28 protein-coding genes are annotated in these 22,489 nt (G+C 47.4%); 23 read left to right on the top strand and 5 right to left on the bottom strand.

The window, feature by feature from the left end; translation table 11 throughout:
- Positions 1-168: 168 nt before the first annotated feature.
- The 10 genes from ABR335_RS07405 to ABR335_RS07450 all read left to right on the top strand — a co-directional run bounded on the left by ABR335_RS07405 (position 169) and on the right by ABR335_RS07450 (position 9,555).
- Positions 169-1,260: an AI-2E family transporter gene (locus tag ABR335_RS07405; protein WP_014097920.1), complete on the top strand. Its 1,092-nt coding sequence runs from the start codon at positions 169-171 to the stop codon at positions 1,258-1,260.
- 417 nt (positions 1,261-1,677) lie between these two features.
- Positions 1,678-4,323, top strand: a complete 2,646-nt coding sequence (gene alaS, locus ABR335_RS07410; protein WP_350346690.1) for an alanine--tRNA ligase — start codon at positions 1,678-1,680, stop codon at positions 4,321-4,323.
- Between the two features lie 144 nt (positions 4,324-4,467).
- Entirely contained in the window at positions 4,468-4,740 is a 273-nt protein-coding gene (locus ABR335_RS07415; protein WP_013859754.1) for an IreB family regulatory phosphoprotein, read from the top strand.
- On the top strand, positions 4,737-5,153 hold the full coding sequence (ruvX, locus tag ABR335_RS07420; RefSeq protein WP_014097922.1) for a Holliday junction resolvase RuvX: 417 nt from the start codon (positions 4,737-4,739) through the stop codon (positions 5,151-5,153). The genes ABR335_RS07415 and ruvX overlap by 4 nt, the downstream gene beginning before the upstream one ends.
- A gap of 12 nt (positions 5,154-5,165) precedes the next feature.
- The gene (locus ABR335_RS07425; RefSeq protein ID WP_013859752.1) at positions 5,166-5,471 is read left to right on the top strand and encodes a DUF1292 domain-containing protein; all 306 of its coding nucleotides are present in this window, start codon (positions 5,166-5,168) and stop codon (positions 5,469-5,471) included.
- 189 nt (positions 5,472-5,660) lie between these two features.
- Positions 5,661-6,761 carry an endolytic transglycosylase MltG gene (gene mltG / locus ABR335_RS07430; protein WP_014097923.1) on the top strand — a complete coding sequence of 367 codons (1,101 nt, stop codon included), beginning with the start codon at positions 5,661-5,663 and terminating at the stop codon, positions 6,759-6,761.
- 101 nt (positions 6,762-6,862) lie between these two features.
- On the top strand, positions 6,863-7,504 hold the full coding sequence (locus ABR335_RS07435; protein ID WP_014097924.1) for an O-methyltransferase: 642 nt from the start codon (positions 6,863-6,865) through the stop codon (positions 7,502-7,504).
- Positions 7,505-7,509: 5 nt separating this feature from the next.
- Positions 7,510-8,145, top strand: a complete 636-nt coding sequence (gene udk, locus ABR335_RS07440) for a uridine kinase (RefSeq protein WP_013859749.1) — start codon at positions 7,510-7,512, stop codon at positions 8,143-8,145.
- Positions 8,146-8,298: 153 nt separating this feature from the next.
- Positions 8,299-8,769, top strand: coding sequence for a transcription elongation factor GreA (gene greA / locus ABR335_RS07445; RefSeq protein WP_013859748.1), 471 nt, complete (start codon positions 8,299-8,301; stop codon positions 8,767-8,769).
- 171 nt (positions 8,770-8,940) lie between these two features.
- Complete coding sequence (locus ABR335_RS07450; protein ID WP_014097925.1) at positions 8,941-9,555, top strand: DUF1510 family protein; 615 nt, start codon at positions 8,941-8,943, stop codon at positions 9,553-9,555.
- A gap of 17 nt (positions 9,556-9,572) precedes the next feature.
- On the opposite strand, the gene ABR335_RS07455 is transcribed toward ABR335_RS07450, so the two are convergent.
- The gene (locus ABR335_RS07455) at positions 9,573-9,779 is read right to left on the bottom strand and encodes a YrzA family protein (RefSeq protein WP_014097926.1); all 207 of its coding nucleotides are present in this window, start codon (positions 9,777-9,779) and stop codon (positions 9,573-9,575) included.
- A gap of 116 nt (positions 9,780-9,895) precedes the next feature.
- On the opposite strand from ABR335_RS07455, the gene mtnN reads away from it, so the two are divergent.
- The 6 genes from mtnN to sigK all read left to right on the top strand — a co-directional run bounded on the left by mtnN (position 9,896) and on the right by sigK (position 15,181).
- Positions 9,896-10,588: a 5'-methylthioadenosine/S-adenosylhomocysteine nucleosidase gene (mtnN, locus tag ABR335_RS07460; RefSeq protein ID WP_350346691.1), complete on the top strand. Its 693-nt coding sequence runs from the start codon at positions 9,896-9,898 to the stop codon at positions 10,586-10,588.
- Positions 10,589-10,676: 88 nt separating this feature from the next.
- Positions 10,677-10,955 carry a YrhC family protein gene (locus tag ABR335_RS07465; RefSeq protein WP_230951705.1) on the top strand — a complete coding sequence of 93 codons (279 nt, stop codon included), beginning with the start codon at positions 10,677-10,679 and terminating at the stop codon, positions 10,953-10,955.
- A gap of 374 nt (positions 10,956-11,329) precedes the next feature.
- Positions 11,330-11,473: a YrzI family small protein gene (locus tag ABR335_RS07470; RefSeq protein ID WP_014097929.1), complete on the top strand. Its 144-nt coding sequence runs from the start codon at positions 11,330-11,332 to the stop codon at positions 11,471-11,473.
- Positions 11,474-11,999: 526 nt separating this feature from the next.
- On the top strand, positions 12,000-12,563 hold the full coding sequence (ahpC, locus tag ABR335_RS07475; protein WP_013859741.1) for an alkyl hydroperoxide reductase subunit C: 564 nt from the start codon (positions 12,000-12,002) through the stop codon (positions 12,561-12,563).
- A gap of 14 nt (positions 12,564-12,577) precedes the next feature.
- Positions 12,578-14,134: an alkyl hydroperoxide reductase subunit F gene (gene ahpF, locus ABR335_RS07480; protein WP_014097931.1), complete on the top strand. Its 1,557-nt coding sequence runs from the start codon at positions 12,578-12,580 to the stop codon at positions 14,132-14,134.
- 321 nt (positions 14,135-14,455) lie between these two features.
- A complete protein-coding gene (sigK, locus tag ABR335_RS07485) occupies positions 14,456-15,181 on the top strand; it encodes an RNA polymerase sporulation sigma factor SigK (protein WP_013859739.1) in 726 nt (241 codons plus the stop codon).
- Between the two features lie 38 nt (positions 15,182-15,219).
- On the opposite strand, the gene pssA is transcribed toward sigK, so the two are convergent.
- The 3 genes from pssA to ABR335_RS07500 all read right to left on the bottom strand — a co-directional run bounded on the left by pssA (position 15,220) and on the right by ABR335_RS07500 (position 17,342).
- The gene (gene pssA, locus ABR335_RS07490; protein ID WP_017550581.1) at positions 15,220-15,759 is read right to left on the bottom strand and encodes a CDP-diacylglycerol--serine O-phosphatidyltransferase; all 540 of its coding nucleotides are present in this window, start codon (positions 15,757-15,759) and stop codon (positions 15,220-15,222) included.
- A 94-nt stretch (positions 15,760-15,853) separates the two neighbouring features.
- A complete protein-coding gene (locus tag ABR335_RS07495) occupies positions 15,854-15,994 on the bottom strand; it encodes a sporulation histidine kinase inhibitor Sda (RefSeq protein ID WP_013859738.1) in 141 nt (46 codons plus the stop codon).
- 436 nt (positions 15,995-16,430) lie between these two features.
- Positions 16,431-17,342, bottom strand: coding sequence for a cation diffusion facilitator family transporter (locus ABR335_RS07500; RefSeq protein WP_014097933.1), 912 nt, complete (start codon positions 17,340-17,342; stop codon positions 16,431-16,433).
- Between the two features lie 202 nt (positions 17,343-17,544).
- Here ABR335_RS07500 and ABR335_RS07505 point away from each other — a divergent pair, with 202 nt between their 5' ends.
- The 7 genes from ABR335_RS07505 to ABR335_RS07535 all read left to right on the top strand — a co-directional run bounded on the left by ABR335_RS07505 (position 17,545) and on the right by ABR335_RS07535 (position 21,962).
- The gene (locus ABR335_RS07505; protein ID WP_014097934.1) at positions 17,545-18,243 is read left to right on the top strand and encodes a VIT1/CCC1 transporter family protein; all 699 of its coding nucleotides are present in this window, start codon (positions 17,545-17,547) and stop codon (positions 18,241-18,243) included.
- Between the two features lie 86 nt (positions 18,244-18,329).
- Positions 18,330-18,740 carry a fluoride efflux transporter CrcB gene (crcB, locus tag ABR335_RS07510; protein WP_014097935.1) on the top strand — a complete coding sequence of 137 codons (411 nt, stop codon included), beginning with the start codon at positions 18,330-18,332 and terminating at the stop codon, positions 18,738-18,740.
- 17 nt (positions 18,741-18,757) lie between these two features.
- Positions 18,758-19,123: a fluoride efflux transporter CrcB gene (crcB, locus tag ABR335_RS07515; RefSeq protein ID WP_014097936.1), complete on the top strand. Its 366-nt coding sequence runs from the start codon at positions 18,758-18,760 to the stop codon at positions 19,121-19,123.
- Positions 19,124-19,262: 139 nt separating this feature from the next.
- Positions 19,263-19,841, top strand: a complete 579-nt coding sequence (locus ABR335_RS07520) for a LemA family protein (protein WP_014097937.1) — start codon at positions 19,263-19,265, stop codon at positions 19,839-19,841.
- Positions 19,841-20,626 carry a TPM domain-containing protein gene (locus tag ABR335_RS07525; protein WP_017550579.1) on the top strand — a complete coding sequence of 262 codons (786 nt, stop codon included), beginning with the start codon at positions 19,841-19,843 and terminating at the stop codon, positions 20,624-20,626. Before ABR335_RS07520 ends, ABR335_RS07525 begins: the two co-directional genes overlap by 1 nt.
- Positions 20,627-21,053: 427 nt before the next feature.
- A complete protein-coding gene (locus ABR335_RS07530) occupies positions 21,054-21,653 on the top strand; it encodes a TlpA family protein disulfide reductase (RefSeq protein ID WP_014097939.1) in 600 nt (199 codons plus the stop codon).
- A 72-nt stretch (positions 21,654-21,725) separates the two neighbouring features.
- Positions 21,726-21,962, top strand: coding sequence for an SHOCT domain-containing protein (locus ABR335_RS07535; RefSeq protein WP_014097940.1), 237 nt, complete (start codon positions 21,726-21,728; stop codon positions 21,960-21,962).
- A gap of 66 nt (positions 21,963-22,028) precedes the next feature.
- Here ABR335_RS07535 and ABR335_RS07540 read toward each other — a convergent pair whose 3' ends face one another.
- Positions 22,029-22,466 carry an Hsp20/alpha crystallin family protein gene (locus ABR335_RS07540; protein WP_013859730.1) on the bottom strand — a complete coding sequence of 146 codons (438 nt, stop codon included), beginning with the start codon at positions 22,464-22,466 and terminating at the stop codon, positions 22,029-22,031.
- Between the last annotated feature and the right edge of the window lie 23 nt (positions 22,467-22,489).

Here is a 22,489-nt window from a genome sequence, read left to right on the forward strand (position 1 = left end):
GATATCCCTGTCCCGCTGCATCCCTTTTCACGAAGCCCGGTGTTCTCGTTTATAAGGTTTTGCGTCCTCCGTATTTCAGTTGTCCCAAAGGTTGCTGCATTGGACCGGTGATAAAAATCCTCATAAACTTCCCTCTTTCGCAAACACTTGAAGGAGGGAGGTTTTTTTATGCAACGGTTTCGCGGTACATGGCTGTATAAATTGTTTTGGTTGTTATTTATTCTGATTATTTTATATGTGCTGCTTTTACTCAAGCCTTTTTGGGCGCCCGTATTGCGCGTCGTACTGGCGGTATGCCTGCCGCTTTTAATCGGCGGTTTTATCGCTTACATCCTCCACCCACTTGTTGAATTTCTTTATAAAAACGGGCTGCCGAGAGGGCTTGCCATCCTGATTATCTATATTTTGTTTTTTGGCGGCACCGCTTACGGCGTTTACAGAGGGCTGCCGCTTGTGATCGCCCAAATGAACGATCTGTCGGAACATCTGCCGCAGTTTGCAGACCAGTACAGGGACGGCGTTGTTTACTTGCAAACATCGATGAAGCACTGGCCGGACGGGCTTCAGGACCAGATTGACGAGCGCATTGAACGCTTTGAATTATGGCTCTCTGCAAATGTTTCAAATTCAATCAATATGCTGATGCAACTTGTCAATTACGCCATTGCGCTTGCCGTCATTCCGTTTATTTCATTTTACCTTCTGAAAGATTTTGAACATGTCAAAAAAGCGGCACTGGCATTGACGCCGGAAAAATGGCGGCCGTCCGCTGCAGCCTTTATTCGCGATGTCGACCGGTCGATTGGCGGCTATCTCCGCGGCCAGCTTTTGGATTGCCTGTTGATCGGCTTTCTTTCTTTTGTCGCATTTGCCATCCTTGGCATGAAATACCCGATTTTACTCGGTATCATCATCGGGGTCACCAATGTCATTCCGTATTTCGGCCCTGTTTTGGGCGCCATTCCCGTTTCGGTTATTGCGGCGACCATTTCATTAAAATTTGTCCTTTATGTGGTCATCATTGTGTTCGTCCTGCAATTTATTGAAAGCAATATCCTTTCCCCTTTTATTGTCGGGAAATCTTTGCATCTTCACCCGCTGTTTATCATCATCGCCTTGATCGCGGGAGAGGAAATCGCGGGGATCGCAGGACTGATTCTCGCTGTGCCGGCGCTTGCCGTGCTGAAAGTGGCCATCATCCATGCTCGCAAAACTTTGCGCTTTTCAGGCCGCACGAATCAAGTTGACAAACCGGAGTAAACTTTTTTATAATTTACCCATGAACATACGTGTCCTGTGGGCAAAATAGGCTTCCGGACAGGGATTTTTGTCCGGGCTTGGGAATTGCGCAGCACAGGCCGTTCCTATTGATAGAACTGCATATCAAAAAACGAAGAAAGATCGAGTATGTTATCGCCCATTTTAAACCGTGATGTACGGCCCAGAGAGGAATTTCCGCGGCTGAAAGAAATTCCAAAATGAAGGATAACAGAACGCTAATCCGGAGTGCAGCCAAACCCTGCCGTTTTGCCCCGTTACAGGCACCCAAAGAGAAGGGCGTTTTTTGCCTTTAATCAGGGTGGTACCGCGAGCAAGCCTCTCGTCCCTGTCCGGGATGGGGGCTTTTTTGCGTCCGGGGGGTTCCGGTTTTCATAAATAAACAGAGGAGGTTTTCTCATGAAGAAAAGATCAAGTGCGGAAATCCGCAGCATGTTTTTGGACTTTTTTAAGGAAAAAGGGCATAAAGTCGAGCCGAGCGCTTCACTGATCCCGGTCAATGACCCGTCGCTACTTTGGATTAACAGCGGTGTGGCCACTTTAAAAAAATATTTTGACGGCACGGTCATTCCGGAAAACCCGCGCATTGTCAACGCGCAAAAAGCAATCCGGACAAACGATATTGAAAATGTCGGAAAAACAGCGCGCCACCATACATTTTTTGAAATGCTCGGCAACTTTTCGATTGGGGATTATTTCCGTGAAGAAGCGATTGCCTGGGCATGGGAGCTGCTGACTTCCGACAAATGGTTCGGCATGCCAAAAGAAAAACTGTATGTCACCGTTTATCCCGATGACCTGGATTCGATTGCATGCTGGAAAAAAATCGGGGTGTCCCCGGATCATATTATCCCGCTCGAGGGCAATTTCTGGGAAATCGGCGAAGGGCCATCCGGGCCGGATACGGAAATTTTCTTCGACCGCGGGGAAAAATACGACCCGGAACGGTTAGGAATCCGGCTCCTTCAGGAAGATATGGAAAACGACCGCTATATTGAAATCTGGAATATCGTGTTATCCCAGTTTAATGCGATACCAGGGGTTCCGCGCAGCGAGTATCCAGAGCTGCCGAAGAAAAACATTGATACCGGAATGGGCCTCGAACGGATGGCATGCGTGCTACAAGGGGTCGATACCAACTATGACAGCGACTTGTTCATGCCGATTATTGAAGAGGTTGAAAAAATCTCCGGTAAAAAATACCGTGCCGGAAACAAAGAGGCAGATACGGCATTTAAAGTGATTGCCGACCATATCCGCACCGTTGCCTTTGCGGTTGCGGACGGGGCACTGCCGTCAAACGAAGGCCGCGGCTATGTTTTACGCAGGCTTTTGCGCCGGGCGGTCCGCTATGCCATTCAGCTCGATATTCACGGCGCTTTTATGTACAAGCTTGTGCCAACGGTCGGCCGGATTATGAATTCCTATTATCCGGAAGTGGAAAAAAATGCTGATTTTGTGCAAAAAGTGGTTCGTTCCGAAGAAGAACGTTTCCAGGAAACGCTGAACGAAGGGCTTTCGATTTTGGAAGAACGGATCAGGGCGGCAAAGAAAAACGGCCTGGAACAGCTGCCGGGTGAAGATATTTTCATGCTTTACGATACGTACGGCTTCCCTGTTGAACTGACAGAAGAGTATGCGCACGACCAGGGGCTCCGTGCCGACCATGAAGGCTTTGAAAAAGAAATGGAGCGGCAGCGTGAACGCGCGCGCAACGCCCGCCAGCAGGCAGAATCGATGTCCGTCCAGGGCGGCGTGCTCGGCAATATTACAGTGAAAAGCGAATTTATCGGTTATGACCACCTTGAGGGGACGTCCCATGTCGCTGTCCTTTTAAAAGACGGTGACATCACGGAGTCGGCTGCCAGCGGAGAGGAAATCCAGTTCATTTTAGATCAAACCCCTTTTTACGCGGAAAGCGGCGGCCAGATTGCCGATCATGGCACCTTGACAGCAGAAGGGCTGAAAGTGGAGGTCACAAATGTGCAGAAAGCGCCGAACGGCCAAAATTTGCATCAGGGCGTTGTCGTATCAGGCACCATCAAAACCGGCCAGGAAGTATTTGCACAGGTGGACGGAGCAAAACGCCGTGACACGGAAAAGAACCACTCTGCTACCCATCTGTTACACCAGGCATTGAAGGATGTGCTCGGCGTTCATGTCAACCAGGCGGGATCGCTTGTCGAACCTGGACGCCTCCGTTTTGACTTCTCGCATTTCGGGCAGGTGACAGAAGAAGAACTCGAAAAAATTGAAACGATCGTCAATGAAAAAATTTGGGCAAGCCTGCCGGTTACAACGGATTTGAAAAAACTGGACGAAGCGAAAGCGATGGGCGCGATGGCGTTGTTTGGCGAAAAATACGGGGAGATCGTCCGCGTCGTTCAAATGGGCGACTACAGCCTGGAACTGTGCGGCGGCTGCCATGTTTCGAACACAGCCCAGATCGGCCTGTTCAAAATTGTTTCCGAATCCGGAATCGGTGCAGGGACAAGGCGGATTGAAGCGGTAACGGGAAAATATGCTTACGGATTGATGCAGGAACAGCTCCACCTTTTAAAAGAGGCAAGCGCCAAATTAAAAGCAAAACCAACAGAATTGCCGGATCGGATCGACGCCCTCCAGCAGGAATTGAAAGAAGCGCAGCGTGAAAATGCATCCCTGGCCGCAAAACTCGCCAATATCGAAGCCGGATCGCTTGTGGACCGCGTAAAAGTAGTAGACGGCATAAATGTGCTCGCGGCGAAAGTCGAAGCCGGCGACATGAACCAACTGCGCAATATGGCGGACGATTTAAAACAAAAACTCGGAAGCGGCATTATTGTCCTCGCTGCGGCGACAGAAGGAAAAGCCAGCTTCATTGCCGGCGTCACCAAAGACCTTGTCGAAAAAGGGTACCATGCCGGGAAGCTTGTAAAAGAAGTGGCATCGCGCTGCGGCGGCGGTGGCGGCGGCCGTCCGGACATGGCGCAGGCCGGTGGCAAACAGCCTGAACAAATTGATGCCGCATTACAAATTGTAGAAGAATGGGTAAAATCCGTTTGATTCAAGCAAAAAGTAGTGTACAATGAAACAAAGCTGGTTGTTTACACGGATCGTTTTCAGGCAGAAAGCGGAAAATGCACCTTCAAAATTTGTGTAAACCGGAACATCTAAAAAACCAAGCTTTAGTAGAGAGGTGCTGCGATAATGAGCTCATTCGATGAAACGATGAGGTTTAATTTTCCGGAAGAACCGACGGAACACGAGGTCAAGGAAGTTTTGCTCCATGTATACAGCGCGCTCGAGGAAAAGGGCTATAACCCGATTAACCAGATTGTCGGATACCTCCTCTCGGGCGATCCGGCTTATATCCCGCGCCATCAGGATGCCCGGAATATGATTCGCAAACTGGAACGGGATGAAATTATCGAAGAACTGGTCAAATCGTATTTGAAACAACATCGCGGGGGATCAAATTGAAAATTATGGGCCTTGATGTCGGTTCGAAAACCGTCGGTGTGGCGGTCAGCGATGCCCTGGGCTGGACTGCCCAAGGCATCGAAACGATTGCCATCAATGAAGCAAAGGGCAAATTCGGTTTCGACAGGGTCGCTGAACTCGCGCAAATCCACGGCGTCGAAAAAATTGTCGTCGGATTCCCGAAAAATATGAACAACACGATCGGCCCACGGGCAGAGGCCTCAAAGGTTTATGCCGAAGAATTAAAAAAACGGCTCAATCTGCCCGTTATTTTATGGGACGAACGTTTAAGCACGGCACAAGCGGAAAGAATATTACTGGAAGCCGATGTCAGCCGTAAAAAAAGGAAAAAAGTAATTGATAAAATGGCGGCAAGTGTAATTTTGCAAGGATTCCTTGACAGTCAAACTTAACGGGGTGAAGAAATGACACATAACCATGAACATGACCACGAAGACCACCAGCATATTACCGTAGTGGACGAAGACGGAAACGAACAATTGTATGAAGTGCTTTTTACGTTTGAATCCGAAGATTTCGGAAAATCGTACGTCCTGTATTATCCGATTGGCGCGGAAGAAGACGAGGATGAAAGCATCGAAATCCATGCTTCCGCCTATGTGGAAAATGAAGACGGCACAGAAGGGGATCTCCAGCCGATTGAAACAGATGAAGAGTGGGAAATGATCGAGGAAATGCTGAATACGTTTCTCGATGAAGAAGAAGCATAAACGCATCTTGAACATGCACACGGGACAAACCGTGTGCTTTTTCCATCTGCCGGAATGGAAGACTTTCCCTTTTGAAAAGAAAATGAAATAAAACTTGGCGAAATTTGTAGTATAATGGACAGGAAAAAAGTCGAAAATGGCTTTCTGTACTTGTTTTAAGATTTTTCTTATTGAGAGGAAGATTCTGTTTTGGCCGGAAAGAAAAATCCGTTTCAACTGTTGCTTCAAAAAATGAAGCAGAAACCGAAATTATGGATAGCCGCATGCATCATCATGCTGGCTGTTGTTGTTTTTGGAGGGGCTGCCCTTTTTTACGTGTCGGCGCTGAAACCGGTGGAGCCTGGAAGCCATAAGACAAAACTCGTCACGATTCCGCCCGGCTCCGGGGTAAAAGAGATCGGGCATATTTTGCAAAAAAACGGGATTATCAAAAATGCCTGGGCTTTTGCAATTTATGCGAAATCCCACCACCAGTCGGGTTTAAAGGCCGGCACCTATCAAATGTCGCCGTCCATGGATACGAGCGAGATCGTCAGCAGCATGCAAAAAGGCGGCATTGCCATGATCCGCTTTACCGTGCCGGAAGGGGCCGGCCTTGAGGAAATTGCGGAGATCATCCAAAAACACAGCTCCTTCCGGAAAGAAGAGGTGCTCAAGCGGGCAGATGACCCTGCTTTTGTACAACATTTGATGAAAAAATATCCGCGCCTTGTGACAAAAGAAGTTTTCAATCAGCAGATCCGGCATCCGCTCGAGGGCTACTTTTTTCCGGCGACCTATTCGTTTTATGATCAGCATGTGCCGCTTGATGCCGTACTGGAAACGATGGTGGCTAAAACAAATGCGGTTTTTTCCGCTTACGCTGGGAAAAGCACACAGGCCCGTTTAACGCCGCACAAACTGCTTACGATGGCTTCACTTATCGAGGAAGAAGCAACTGAAAAAGCGGACAGGGCAAAAATTTCAAGCGTCTTTTACAACAGATTAAAGAAGAATATGCCGCTGCAGACGGACCCGACCGTACTGTATGCTTTAAACCGGCATAAAGAAAAAGTGACGTATAAAGATTTGCGGGTGAATTCCCCTTATAACACGTACAAACATAAAGGCCTGCCGCCGGGCCCGATTGCAAGTCCCGGAGAACAATCGATCAAGGCTGCGCTCAAGCCCGAAAAAACCGATTATCTCTATTTTCTTGCAAATGTGGATACAGGAAAAGTCTATTTTGCCAAGACATTGAAGGAACATAATGCTTTAAAGGAAAAGTACATTGCGAAGGCGAAACGGTAAACATTCGCTTTCCCGTTTGAAATGTGCTACGATAATAAGCGGAATTTTTTTGAGAAGCAGGGAGAAGTTATGGAAATGTGTTTATGCCGGAGGGCCCAGCGATGAACGGCCCTGTCGAAGCGTATATAGAACAGTTGATGCAAAAGAAAGATCCGCTTTTTGAAGAAATGGCGTCATTTGCAAAATCAGAGCATATTCCGATTATGGATCCGATCGGAGTGGAAACACTCTGCCAGTTGTTAAGGATTCAAAAGCCGGAAAGCGTGCTTGAAATCGGGACGGCGATCGGGTATTCGGCCCTGAAAATGGCAGATGCGCTTCCAGATGTAAAAATCGTCACCATTGAACGCGAAGAAGAAAGGGTTGCCCAGGCAAATGCGTATTTTGCCCGCACTCCTTTATCCCGGCGGATCCGCCTGCTGAAAGGGGATGCACTTTCTTCTGACGTCATCCAAAAGGCCCGGGAACTTGGCCCGTACGATGCGATCTTTATTGATGCGGCAAAGGGGCAGTACCGGAAATTTTTTGATTCGTTTACGCCGTTGCTGCGGGAAAAGGGATGTGTATACACGGATAACGTGCTATTTAAAGGCCTTGTGGTACAAGACTTCATCGCAAAGAAACAAGTCAGCAATCTGGTGCGGAAAATCAGAAGCTACAACGAATGGTTAATGCAACATGAGCAATTTATCACCGCGATTTTCCCAGTCGGAGATGGATTGGCAGTCAGTATGAAGAGGTGAAGAAAATGGAACGAAAGCCGGCTGTGATTGGCGTGGCCGGGGGCTCCGGGTCCGGGAAGACAAGCGTTACCCGGGCGATTTACGAAAGCTTGAAGGGACACTCCATTCTGGTACTTGAACAGGACTTTTACTACAAAGATCAAAGCCATCTCCCGTTTGAAGAAAGGCTGAAAACCAATTATGACCACCCGTTTGCATTTGATAATGACCTGTTAATTGAGCATTTGCATAAACTGCTTTCTTATGAGGCAATTGAAAAACCGGTTTACGATTTTTCCAAACATACGCGCGCTAGCCGCACCATCCATGTGGAACCGAAAGATGTCATTATTTTGGAAGGCATTTTAGTATTGGAAGATGAGAGATTGCGCAACTTAATGGATATTAAGCTGTATGTCGATACCGATGCCGATTTGCGGATCATCCGGCGGCTTGAACGGGACATCGAAGAGCGCGGCAGGACGCTCCAGTCGGTCATCGAGCAGTATATTACGGTGGTCAGGCCGATGCACAACCAGTTCATCGAGCCGACAAAAAGATATGCGGACGTCATTATCCCGGAAGGCGGGCAAAACCGGGTGGCGATTGATTTGGTCGTGACAAAATTGCAATCCATCCTTGAACAAAAGTCTTTTTTGTAATACGATTATTTAGAATACATGGTGAGCGCGCCGGAATCTTTTCGGCGCGCTAAACAACATGGTGGAAAAAACACAGCCGCTTGCAGAAAGCGTCATCTTGTATGTTGAAACGCATACACATTTGATAACTAAGAGATATAGGAGTGAAGGGATTTGGCTCAGGAAAAAGTTTACCCGATGACCCAGGACGGGAAAGAAAAATTGGAACAGGAACTGGAATATTTAAAAACGGTCAAACGGAAAGAAGTCGTCGAACGGATAAAAATTGCCAGAAGTTTCGGGGACCTTTCCGAAAATTCCGAGTACGACTCCGCGAAAGAAGAACAAGCTTTTGTGGAAGGCCGCATTACGACGATTGAAAACATGATCCGCAACGCGAAAATCATTGAAGATGACGGGACAGATACGGTATCGCTCGGAAAATCCGTTACTTTTGTGGAACTACCGGACGGGGAAGAAGAAACGTACACGATTGTCGGAAGCGCTGAAGCCGATCCGTTTGAAGGAAAAATTTCAAACGATTCCCCGATTGCAAAAAGCCTGCTCGGGAAAAGCGTCGGAGAGGAAGTCACGGTTCAGACGCCGGGCGGGGATATGAGAGTCAAAATCATCTCGATTCAATAATCCGGAGCGGGTGCGCAGGTGTTCCAAGGTGCAAGTTGTAAAGGATACGGCCTGCTGCAAACGCTTATCACATCCGGATTGCGGTGGGCCATGCCCGCCGAATTTTCTTTGTGCGCCTTTTCGATTCGGTAAAACCGTGGTATGATAAGGCCATGAAGTGGAGGGATGACCTTGCCTGAATTTTACAGCCGTGAAGAACGGAAACAGGCCATGCAGCAGTCAAAACGGCGGAAAACAAACATCATTTTAAATACACTGATTGTGATTGTCATCGCGCTTATTTGTATTGTGGCTTACTCCATTTTTTTCGCCGGGAACGACAACTCAAAACCGGCACCGAAAGAAAAGAAAGCGGCCGTAACAAAGACTGCTTCATCCGGCCATGAAACGACATCATCTCATACATCCAAAAAAACGGCGGACAAAGACAGCAAAAAATCAACCCGTAAAGTGGAAAAAAGCAATGAACCGAATGTGAAAGAAGTCATTACCGATTCCAGCTGGAAACCGGTCGGAACCGAACAAACAGGCGGACATGTCTATTCCGCCTCGTCCACTTCCCTTGACTGGAAGGAAAAGCTGAAGGCATTGTCGTATGCAACAGGCATACCGGAAGACAATATGACGGTCTGGTTTTTGGAACACGGGGCAACGACCGATGAGGCGATCGGGACGGTTTCCGCGAAAAATGCCGATACGACCTACCGTGTTTATTTGACATGGGTGGACGGAAAAGGGTGGAAACCCACAAAGATGTATGAATTGATCGAGAACGATAAAAAATAAGCGGCCGTCTGTGCCGCTTATTTTTGTGCCGTAAAATGGACGACCGCGGAATAATGGGGTCTGCCGTCCGCGTCAAACTGCATTTGGTGGGAAACGGACGCCACCCGGAGCAGCAAGGTTTTATTGGCTTCGATTTGATCATTGATTTTTTTCTCGAGCGCCTCAAGCCGGTCCGCTTCGAAAAATTCAATCTTATCCTCTATCCTGTCAAGCTCAAATGCCATTTTCGTACACCTCCATGTTCATCGTATCAGACGTTGTTTTTTTGGCAAGCCGTATCCACTTCTGCTTTTTTGCTATATAATGGGGATTGGAACTTTTGGACGAAAGAGGGAGTCATATGAAAATCGGAATCATCGGCGCAATGGAAGAAGAGGTGTCGATTTTGCGCGGGCAGATCGAGCACCCGCAAGTTAAAACGATTGCCGGTTATGAATATACGGCGGGAAAAATGAGAGGGAAAGATGTCATCTTGCTCCGATCCGGCATCGGGAAAGTGAATGCTGCGCTTTCTACCGGCCTTTTGCTGCAAACATACGCGCCGGATTGCTTAATCAATACCGGTTCAGCAGGCGGCGCAAACCCCGCCCTTCACGTCGGCAATGTCGTCATTTCAACGGAAGTGCGCCACCATGATGTGGACGCGACAGTATTCGGCTATGAATACGGGCAAGTGCCGCAAATGCCGCCCGCTTTTTTGGCGGATGAGAAACTTGTCCGGATTGCGGAAAGCTGCGCAGGGAAACTGCCTGGCATTCAGGTTGTGAAAGGACTGATTGCTACCGGGGACTCGTTTATGGATGATCCTGCGAAAACGGCGGCTGTAAAGGAGCGGTTTCCGGAAGTGCAGGCGGTGGAAATGGAAGCCGTTGCCGTCGCACAAGTGGCATGGCAATTTGGCATCCCGTTTGTGATCATCCGCTCCCTTTCCGATATTGCAGGGCAGGAGTCCGGGATCTCTTTTGATGAATATCTTGAAACGGCGGCCGTGAACTCTGCCCATCTTGTTACAGGTATTGTTGAAAATCTGTAGATCCATTTTTTTCCTTCCTTTCCTGTAATTACTTGTCTTTTTTATGTTTTATCTGTGATAGAGTAGGTTTAGCAGATTGATAGAAAGGGTGAGGCGGTTGAAGAAAGCGAAATCGATGTACGTGAAAATGGTGGATTTTAAAATGTACGGCATCGTGCTGCTTGCTGTGACGGGCTTTTTATATTTGGGTGCGGTGATGCCGATCGAAGGGAAATCCGAACTGGGGACAAAAATTTTACTCGTTGCTTCAAGCGGGTTTGTTGCCGTATCTGTTTTGTTTTTCTCGATTTCACGTGCTTACCATAAACGGCTTTTAAAAAGCGAAGAAGGCGCACAGCTTTTACAGCGAAATAATCGCAAATCATAATCGAAAAGGCAGGGGCCTTTGTAACCCGGGCGGTGCAGTAACGAAGCACACGGTTGTCCGGCATACAAGGTTTTCGGCCTTTTTTTATTTTTTTGCCAATTTGCGGTTTACAAATCCGCCGGAATTGGATATACTTTCCTATGTAAGCAAATTCAAAGGAGGTTGAAGAACATGGCATACACAATCCTATTTTCTGCAGTTGTAACTGAACATGTTCTGCATCCGCTCCGTATCGGTTTGAATTTGCGCTGATTTTTTAACTTGACGCACAAGCCGCAGGATGCATTTGCCTGATCCGTGCGGTTTTTTTCCGGAAAGCCGCGGGATCATGCCTGTCCTGCGGTTTTTTTGCGCCCTTAAGGAGGTGGAAAAATATGACACTCAATTTAATCTTTATTACCGTCACGATTAAACGGCTGAAAAAGACGGCAGAACAAAGGCAGCGTGATGAAGAAGTTTTCAGGCTGTACGATGAAATGAATGCGAAGCGTGAGGCATTCCAAGCAAGGCATTTTTAAGCTAAAAAAACATCTTAAGAAAGGAGCGGTTGACGATGGCCCGTTATCAGAAACGTTTGGACTTTATCTTTATGGAGACAGATTCTACCTAGCAAAACCGGTTCAGGGGATGGCGCTATGTTTTTGCATATTTTGATTTTTACCGCTGTTTTCCACAGGCGGAAAAGAAAAAGCTGATGGCTCCGGCCACCGGCTTTTTTGACATCTATCTATTGAAAAGCATTCTCAATACTGAAATGGGAGAGCGGCGGTCTTTGGGCGTAAAAAATTTCAATTATCTGCCCTGATTTTCAATTACAGAGGTGAAAAAAAGAGGCGGAAACAGCATAAAAAACATAAATATCATGGTTTTATGACTATATCATTTAAAATCAGGAAACGATAAAATAGAAAACCGGGTGTAATTGCTTGACACGAAATTAATTCCATATAATAATTGGTATTGAATTAAAATGATTATTGTTTGCTGGCCTGATCAGTGAACGATGATCATTTACCACAAATGATTTTAAGGAGGAATTGCACGATGTCCCTTATTGGCAAAAAAATTGAACCATTCAAAGCACAAGCATACCGCAACGGTGAATTTGTCGAAGTGACGGATGAAAATTTCAAAGGAAAATGGAGCATTGTCTGCTTCTATCCTGCTGATTTTACATTTGTCTGCCCTACTGAACTGGAAGATCTTCAGGAACATTATGCCGCTTTAAAAGAACTCGGCGTGGAAGTCTATTCGGTTTCAACAGACTCTCATTTTGTTCACAAAGCATGGCATGATCATTCTGAAGCGATCAGCAAAATCGAATACACCATGATCGGCGACCCGACACAAAAACTCACCCGTATGTTTGATGTATTGCGTGAAGAAGAAGGCGTTGCTGACAGGGGCACTTTCCTGATCGATCCGGACGGCGTCATCCAAGGGGTTGAAATCAACGCTGACGGCATCGGCCGTGACGCAAGCATATGGATCGACAAAGTCAAAGCCGCACAATATGTACGCCAGCATCCAGGCGAAGTATGCCCGGCAAAATGGAAAGAAACGGGTGAAACACTGAAACCAAGCCTTGATCTTGTAGGCAAAATCTGAGGAGCTGAACCGATATGATACTGGATGAAGAGATTAAAGCGCAACTGGCCCAGTATCTGCAAATGATGGAGGGCGACGTTCTGCTGAAAGTGAGCGCGGGATCCGATGAAACATCACGGAACATGCTCGAACTGGTTGACCAATTGGCCGCCATGTCGCCCCGGATAAAAGTGGAAAACACAAAACTCGACAGAACCCCGAGTTTCAGTGTAAACCGGCCGGGAGAAGATACCGGGATTGTATTCGCAGGCGTGCCGCTCGGGCATGAGTTTACATCGCTCGTTCTGGCCCTGCTGCAGGTCAGCGGCCGCCCTCCTAAAGTGGATCAGAAGGTCATTGACCAGATTCAAAGCATAAAAGGTGAATACCATTTTGAAACCTATGTCAGCCTGACTTGCCAGAACTGCCCTGTTGCTGTACAAGCTTTAAACATCATGAGTGTGCTCAATCCAAATATTACGCATACGATGATTGACGGGGCTGCGTTTAGAGAGGAAGCGGAAGGAAAAGGCATTATGGCCGTCCCTTCCATTTACCTGAACGGCGAATTCTTTGAAAGCGGACGGATGGAAGTGGAAGAAATTCTTGCCAAACTCGGCAGCACAGCGGATCCGTCCGAGTTTGAAAAGAAAGACCCGTTTGATGTGCTCGTTATCGGCGGGGGCCCGTCCGGCGCAAGTGCAGCCATTTATGCGGCGCGCAAAGGCATCCGGACAGGGATTGTCGCTGAACGTTTTGGCGGGCAGGTTCTCGATACAGTCGGCATTGAAAACTTAATCGGCACGAAGTATACGGAAGGCCCGCAACTTGCTGCAAACCTTGAAGAACATGTCAAACAGTATAATGTTGATATTATGAATCTGCAACGTGCAAAAAGGGTCGAAAAGAAAGATCTCGTTGAGGTGGAATTGGAAAACGGGGCTGTATTAAAGAGCAAAACCGTGATCATTTCCACCGGTGCACGCTGGCGCAACATCAACGTGCCGGGCGAAGCAGAATTCAAAAACAAAGGTGTGGCCTATTGCCCGCACTGTGACGGGCCGTTGTTTGCCGGTAAACATGTCGCCGTAATCGGCGGGGGCAATTCCGGCATTGAAGCGGCCATTGACCTTGCCGGTGTAGTCAAACATGTAACCGTCATTGAATTTATGCCTGAATTAAAGGCGGACCGTGTGCTGCTTGAGCGCGTTTACAGCCTTCCAAATGTGACGGTTGTAAAAAATGCGCAAACAAAAGAGATTACCGGCACGGATAAAGTGAACGGCATCACATATATTGACCGTGCAACCGGGGAAGAACACCATATTGAACTCGAGGGTGTGTTTGTCCAAATCGGCCTTGTCCCGAATACCGAATGGCTTGGTGATACAGTGGAACGCACACCGCGGGGTGAAATTGTGGTGGATAAGCGCGGCGCGACCAGTGTTCCGGGCGTGTTTGCCGCAGGAGACTGCACCGATAGCGCTTATAAGCAAATCATTATTTCGATGGGGGCCGGCGCGACAGCTGCGCTCGGTGCTTTTGATTACATCATCCGGGAAACTAAAACGGATGAAGCTGTACACAATTAAGGAATCTGTTCAACCCAACCGCATTACAGCGCGCTGTAATGCGGTTTTTACATGTATGTCACTCCTTGGGCGGAAGGCCGCGTATTTTACGAAACGCTTCCCGAGAATAGTGGCTGAATGCCGCGATCAAACAGCCAACTTTATCATCCCTTGCAAAAATAAAAGCTCCCATCAGCCGTTTTGCGATTTTGAGACAACTTTTTTTGTTTTTTAAGTGTCGTGCAATATTTACCAGCCGTCTTTTCTTCGGGACAGACACAATTCCGCCTCCTTGTTCATATGTTTGAACTATATAGGCTCAAGCCTAATGGAGGTGGAAGGATGTCGGGGATCTTAACAGCGGTAAGCTATATGATGAAAGAGCTTGTTTTTTTGGTTTCCTATGTGAAAAACAATGCTTTTCCACAACCTCTTTCGGCAAGCGAAGAACGGAAATATTTGAAGCGGATGGCGGAAGGCGACGCGGATGCCCGGAATATTTTAATCGAACATAACCTGCGGCTTGTAGCGCACATCGTCAAAAAATTTGAAAATACCGGTGAAGATACAGAAGACCTTATCTCGATCGGAACAATTGGCCTCATCAAAGCAATTGAGAGCTATTCGGAAGGGAAGGGGACAAAACTTGCCACTTATGCAGCAAGGTGTATAGAAAACGAAATCCTCATGCATTTAAGAGCTTTAAAGAAAACAAAAAAAGATGTTTCGCTGCATGACCCGATCGGCCAAGATAAGGAAGGAAATGAAATTTCGTTAATTGATGTTCTCCAGTCTGAAGCGGAAGACGTATTTGACACGATCCAGCTGAATATGGAGCTGGAAAAAGTGAAACAATTCTTTGACATATTGGATGAACGCGAAAAACAGGTGATCATCGGCAGATTCGGCCTGAATTTAAAAAAGGAAAAAACACAGCGCGAAATTGCGAAGGAGCTCGGCATTTCAAGAAGCTACGTATCCCGTATTGAAAAGCGGGCGCTCATGAAAATGTTCCACGAATTTTACCGGCTTGAGAAAGAAAAAAGAAAGGAACAAAACGGCGAATAATGAAAAAGGCACATTGCAAAATTTGCAGTGCGCCTTTTTCATATTTTTTTTAACTTAAACGGCGCCACCATCAGGACCGACAACAGCACCATCCACACAAACAACCAGAAGTGGGTGACATAAGGAACGGCAAAAAAACCGGCCGTTACACATAAGCCTGCCACGGGGATCGGAAGCCCGTAAAAAAATCCCTCTTGCTTGCTGATATTAAACCGGGCGAGCCGGATCATCCCGCAAAGCATATAAAAAATGGCGGCCAACATACCCGGAACCCCGTACAGGCAAAACAGCGCTGTATGGATCAGCATGGCAGGCGCGGCGCCAAACGAAAGCAAATCGCAAAGGGAATCAAGCTGCTTGCCAAGCGCGGATTCCATTTTTAACTTCCTGGCCAGTTTCCCGTCATAGCGGTCGAACAATACAGCGGCAAAGATCAAGGCTGCGGAAACCGCCGGCTGATGATTGCCGCAATAAAAAAGCGCTGCAGCACCGCAGCATCCGTTTGCCACTGTCAATCCATTGGCGGCTTGCGATTTTATAAAATTCAAGATAGCATCATACCAATGATCAAAGTCCACCCCCGCAAACCTCCCAACTGCCATTTATTTATATATATATTCAAGAAAAAAAGGATTGATCACACAAAAAAAGCCACATATCAAGCAAAAGTGGCTAGGACGTTGCTTTGATTTTATGGGTCAGGGACCGGCGTTCAATCTCTTTTTCAATCAGCTTCACAAACTCGGCACTTAATTTCAGCTCTTTTGCTTTATAATAGGACTCGATCAATAGTTCATCAGATAACTTATACATCTGTACCACCTCTGAAAATGTTGTTCTTTTTTTTAAGCATCCTGCGTATCATAAAGAGAGAGTATTTGTATTCTTACTTTACCAAATTTAGCCTTGCGGAACAAGCGTTCTTTTATCCACAGTAAAATGTTTATATCTTGTGGGTAAATTGTTTATAAACGTGAGAAGGCCTGGTGTTACTTTGTGCAAAATGTGTATAAGAATATCCACAGCAACGGAGAATGTAGAAATCTGTCGAAAAGTTTTGTGCTTTTAAAGGGACAAAAAAAAGACTGCGCAGTGGCAGCCTTTTTTCTTTTGCCGGTACAAAAGGAAAATCCGGGCAAAAGGCGTATTTATGAGGTAAACCGCTTGCTTCCATCGGGGTTTTGCATGCTGGATCCGGCTTCATGTGCCGGGCATGCTTATTGAATTGCCGTAAGTTTTGTTTTCCGGTTTAAACTTTGTTGTCCGGCGCCAGGCCGCAAACATATGTCCCTTTTTCAATTTGGATGGTAGCGTGTTCGATCCCGAATTTGTCATGCAGTTCTTTTTCCAGTTTTTCAAGCAGCAGGTCGTTGTCTTCAATTTGCGAACGGACAATATGGACCGTCAATATCGTTTCTGTCGTGCTCATTCCCCAGATATGCAAATCATGGACGTTGAGCACGGTCGGAATTTGTTCTAAATAGGTTTTAATCGCATCAGCATCAACGCCTGCAGGCACCGCATCAAGCGAAAGGTCGGCTGCTTCCCGCAACAGGCCCCATGTCCCCGCAAAAATCACAATCGCAATAATGATGCTTGTAACCGGGTCGACCCACTCCCAGCCTGTAAACAGGATAATCGCACCTGCGATGACAACGCCGAGAGAGACAAGCGCATCGGCAGCCATATGCAGAAAAGCGCCGCGGATGTTGAGGTCCGTTTTTCTTCCTGACATAAACAGTAAAGCGGTAATGGTATTAATAACGATCCCGATCACGGCAACGATCATGACCGTTTTGCCTGCGACAGGTTCCGGATGGGCAAAACGCTGGATTGCCCCGAGAAAAATCGCGCCGATCGCAATCAGCAAAATAATCGCATTTAAAAGCGCAGCCATCACGGATGATTTTTTATAGCCGTATGTGCGCTTTTTTGTCGGCAATTTTTTGCCAAGCCAGACAGCGGCCCAAGCAATGATGAGCCCGAGCACATCGCTCAGATTATGGCCTGCATCCGCCAACAGCGAAAGGGAATCGGAAAAGAAACCGTAAATGGCTTCAACCGCAACAAAAAGAATATTCAGCCCGATGCCGGCGGCGAAAGCTTTTCCGTATTGTGCCGGTTCATGGTGATGGTGTTGGTGTCCATGGCCGTGTGACATTTTATTGGCTCCTTTTACACATGCTGTCCAAAAGCCGGGAAACAGGCTTTTGGACGGACGTCAGTTGTTAAGTTCATTATATGCGTATCTCAAAAGTTTGCAAAGAAACTTTTACAAGAAAGTAAACTTTATGTTCATTTTCGCCCATTTCCGGCTTGAAATGCTACAATAAGACCTATAAAGACAGAAAGGAAGAGAAGGAATGCCGGAATATGAACATGTTGAGGAACATTTCCAGGCATCTGACACCGTCCGTGATATTGTGATTGGCATGTCAGACGGGCTGACTGTGCCGTTTGCACTCGCAGCAGGATTATCCGGTGCAGTGGATTCGCCGGTGCTCGTTCTCGCAGCCGGCGCGGCGGAAATTGCGGCTGGTTCCATTGCCATGGGGCTTGGCGGATATCTGGCAGCAAAATCGGATGCCGAGCATTATTATAGTGAATTAAAAAGGGAATACCGGGAAGTAGAAGAGGTACCGGAACGGGAAAAAGACGAAGTCCGGGATGTATTTAAGGCATATGAGCTGAAACCGGAACAAATCGAGGCAATCGTCGATAAAATGGCGGAAAACCCTGATAAATGGGTGGATTTTATGATGAAATTCGAGCTGGGGCTTGAGAAGCCAGAAAAAGGGCGGAGCTTAAAAAGTGCGTTAACGATTGCCTTGTCTTATATTGTGGGCGGGCTGATCCCGCTTTCCCCTTACTTTTTTGTCACCCGGGCATCACAGGCCTTGCTTGTTTCCGTTCTGGTGACGCTCGTTGTTCTGTTTATTTTCGGGGCAGTGAAAGGGCGGTTTACCGGTTCCAATGTGTGGAAGAGCGGGCTTGAAACGGTTGTGATTGGCGGTTTGGCCGCTGCCGCTGCGTTTGGGCTGGCAAGGCTTTTGACAAAATAAAACGCACTTTAAGAACGGCACGGGGAACTCTTTTCACGAAAAAACAGTGGGGGGAGCCCATGCCGCAATGGACTGGAGGGAGCTGTATGTTATATATTTGGGTCGGGGTTGCCGGTATTTTCGGTGCCTTGGCACGCTATTATTTCGGCATATGGATCGGCATGTACACGCATGCCGTTTTTCCATACCCGACACTTGCGATCAATCTGGCCGGCTGTTTTCTGCTTGGCTGGCTTACGATGCATATATTTCAGTCTAAAAAGATTCATCCGTATGTTGTAACCGCACTTGGCACCGGGTTTGTCGGTTCCTTCACCACATTTTCGACTTTCAGTGTGGAAACGGTGCAGCTGATCCGGCAATCGCATGCGTTTGCCGCGATGTTGTATGTTTTCTGCAGTTTATTTGGCGGCTTGTTCATGTCATGGGCCGGCTTTAAACTTGGCGGAATACTGCATTCGCGGGCTAAAGGCAGCGTCGGTTCAGATACAGCATAAATAAAGGAGACGGATTCATGGTTTTAAACGGCATCTTTATCGCAATTGGCGCCTTTTTCGGGGCGGTTTCCCGATTTTCTCTTTCGCGGTGGATCAACCGGGCCTTTCCGGCAAAATTCCCGCTGGCCACATTTTTCATTAACCTTTCGGGCTCATTTATGCTCGGCCTTCTGTTCGGTGCTGGTGCCGGGAGTTCGTGGCGCCTGCTTCTCGGGACCGGCTTTTTGGGTGCCTTTACAACTTTCTCCACTTTTAAACTTGAGAATATTCAGCTGCAAGCAGACAAAAAATATCATATTCTTGTCCCGTACCTTGTGTTGAGCTATCTGTTCGGCATTGCCCTGGCATTTTCAGGCATCCTGCTCGGAAAATATTTTACATGAAGCATGAAACTTTTGGGCAGGCACTCCGTATCTTAATGATAGACGGCCGGTACATGTTTTCTTTTTATTTGCCGAGCCTGGTATTTCAATGCTCTTGACAGGGTATTGGATTTATAAGCATAAATGAGGAGGATTGTATATGAAGAAGTGGATGCCATGGCTGATTGTGGCCGCCATATTGGTGGTTCTGATCGTCAGCGTTTTTACAAGTTATAACAGCTTGGTGAATGCGGAAGAAAATGTAAATCAATCTTATTCGCAAATTCAAAACCAGCTGCAACGGCGGACGGATTTGATCCCGAATCTTGTGAACACCGTCAAGGGCTATGCTTCCCACGAAAAAGCGGTGATAGATGACGTCTCGAAAGCCCGCGCACAATTGGCCGGGGCGAAAACACCCGGAGATCAGGCAGCGGCAAACGACCGCCTGGACAGTGCGTTGAGCCGGCTGTTGGTGGTGGTTGAAAAATATCCGGATTTAAAAGCAAACCAACAATACACGCAGCTGATGGATGAGCTCGCCGGCACGGAAAACCGCCTTGCTGTGGCGCGCCAGGATTACAATAGCGCCGTCGCAACGTATAACAAAAAGGTGAAAAGAATGCCCGGCGCACTTATTGCCGGCCTGTTCGGTTTTGAGGAAAAGGAATATTTTAAAGCGGATGAAAGTGCAAAGAAAACCCCGAAAGTTGATTTTGGGGACAGCAGTGATCAGTGATGAAAAGGGCCGCGCTTATTACAGCCGTTTTTCTCGCCTTTCTGTTTGCCGTATGCACGGCCGTTCCCAGTGCGCGTGCTGCAGCGGGCATTCCGAAACCGGCCGGGGACATCTATGTGCAGGATTTTGCCGGGGTGCTGACAGACAGCCAGAAACAGGAGCTCGTTTCGCTCGGCAGGCAGCTAGATGAGCAAACAAAAGCGCAAGTCGCGGTATTGACTGTGGACACGACCGGGAAAGACACAAACATTGATGCTTACGCCAACAAAGCTTTCCGCCAGTACGGGCTCGGCAATAAAACCATGAACAACGGGGTATTGCTCGTAGTGGCAGTAAAAGACAGGAAAATTAGAATTGAAGTCGGGTACGGCTTGGAGGGGGCGCTTCCGGACGGAAAAGTAGGACGGATCCTTGATCAGTATGCCATACCGTATTTGAAAGAAAACAAGCCGGATGCGGCGGTTATCAATACGTATAAGAAGCTTGCCGCCGAAACGGCGAAAGAATACAATGTAAATCTTCAAGCCCATCCAAAGGCGTATGAGCGGCCCTCTTCCGCCCAGGCTTCCCCTTATTCGTTCTGGAAACAGATTTTGATCGGGCTTGGGATCCTTATCCTGATTTTCATTGATTTCAAGTTTCTCGGCGGGACCATGACGTATTTTCTGCTGAATATCCTGATGATGTTCTTTCGCGGCGGCGGTGGCGGCGGAAGCGGCGGCGGGGGAGGCAGCAAAGGCGGCGGCGGTTCTTCCGGAGGCGGCGGCGCAAGCCGGGGATGGTAACGCCAAAGGTTCTCCTTTTTTGAACGGCCGGGAAGCACGCTTTAAACCGCTCCCCGCATTGGCAAAAGCCCGGCGCAGCCATAGGAGAAATGAAAACGGGTAAAGCAGCAGGATAAAGCACCCTGCTGCTTTCTTTGCATGGCTGTTGAGATTTCGGGATGCCAGGTTCGTTTTGCCCGAATCGAGCAGGTTGTACAGCTTATAAGTATTTTAAACCTGCTTGGATGCCCAGCCGATATCGGCCGCATACTGGTTTGTGGCAGCACGTTTTTTGCATTTGCAATACCGGTCGGGTTCCATCTCGTTTTATAGAGCGTCTCCTGCCCCTTTTGCAAATAATGGTATTATAGCGTTTGCTTCTATTTCATCGTAAAAAAGAATAAAAATGATAGAAAGCACTTTAATACCCGGAAAGGAGTTGAAGCGGTTGAAAAAAAGAGTGTTTCTGGCTGCCGCCGTGCTTCTGGCCTCAGCCATTTTGCTTATGGCCTTAAAAAAACCGGACGATCCCGATAAAAATAAAACAGCAGGGGAGAGGCAGGAAACCGCGGTGAAGGCACAACCGCTATCCGGCGGTGCAGAAGCAAAAGAAGGGGAAAAGGCGCCGGATTTTGCACTGACAAATCTATCGGGGCAAACGGTCAAACTGTCTGATTTTAAAGGGAAAACGGTGATCCTGAATTTTTGGGCTTCCTGGTGCCCGCCGTGTAAAGCGGAGATGCCGGATATGCAGCGTTTCTATGAAAAAAACCCGGATGTCGCAGTGCTTGCTGTGAATTTAACGAATACCGAAACAAACGAGAATGCGCCGCTTGACTTTGTGAAGAAAAACGGCCTTGCTTTTCAAATTCTGTTTGACATGGACGGCTCCGTCGGCACCCTTTACAAAACGGTTACCATTCCGACGACTTACTTTATTGATGCAGAAGGGACCATCATCCGTAAAGTCATCGGCCCGATGGATGAGAAAACGATGGCCGAATTTGCGCAAGAGTGCAAAAAAAGGGGGGAAGGGAAGCCCGAATAGATCAAGGATTTTTTAAAAAAAAAGTGGTACAGTATACAGTAGTAGGGAATGTAAAAAGGAAAGGTGCTGACCATGATGATGTACGGTGGCTATGGCATGATGGGCGTATTCAGCCTAATCGGCATGATTGCCCAGCTTGTCATCTTTGTGCTCGTGATTTTTTTGATAGTGGCAGGCATCAAAAAAGTGAGCGAATTCCGGCCGCATCAAAGGGAAGACAAAAGCCTCGACATTTTGCGGGAACGGTATGCAAAAGGGGAAATCACGGAAGAAGAATTTAAAAAAATGAAGAAGGATTTGATGGATTAAGGGATTATCCGGCTTCTTTTTTACACAAAAAAGCGGGGGCTTGCATTACAAGCCTCCGCTTCATGATTACTGGATTTGAATCCGTTTTCCGGATGGGCCTTCCTTCGTTTTCTTCGGAATATGAATTTTCAGGACGCCATTATCAAGGGTGGCGCTGATTTCGTCTTCATTAATATTATCCACGTAAAACTTCCGGACGAATTCGCCATAGCGGCGTTCCTGCCGGATAACTTTATGTTTTTCATCTTTGCTTTCTTCCATTTGGTCGCGTTTTGCACGGATGGTCAGCTCATTATTGCGGACATCAATGGTAATGTCCTCTTTTGAGAAGCCCGGCAGTTCGGCCTCCACAAGATAAGCATCTTCTTTTTCCGTAATGTCGGTACGGAACGAGTTTGCGTTCGCAAAAGGCGCCAACGCATTCGCATCAAACATCTCATTGAAGGTCTTCATCATACGTTCGAAAACATCGTCGTTTCTTCTGAACGGCATTAAATCAAACATATTCAATCCCTCCTTTTCACTAT

This window comes from Heyndrickxia faecalis, assembly GCF_040267745.1.
GTDB classification, from domain to species: domain Bacteria; phylum Bacillota; class Bacilli; order Bacillales; family Bacillaceae_C; genus Weizmannia; species Weizmannia faecalis.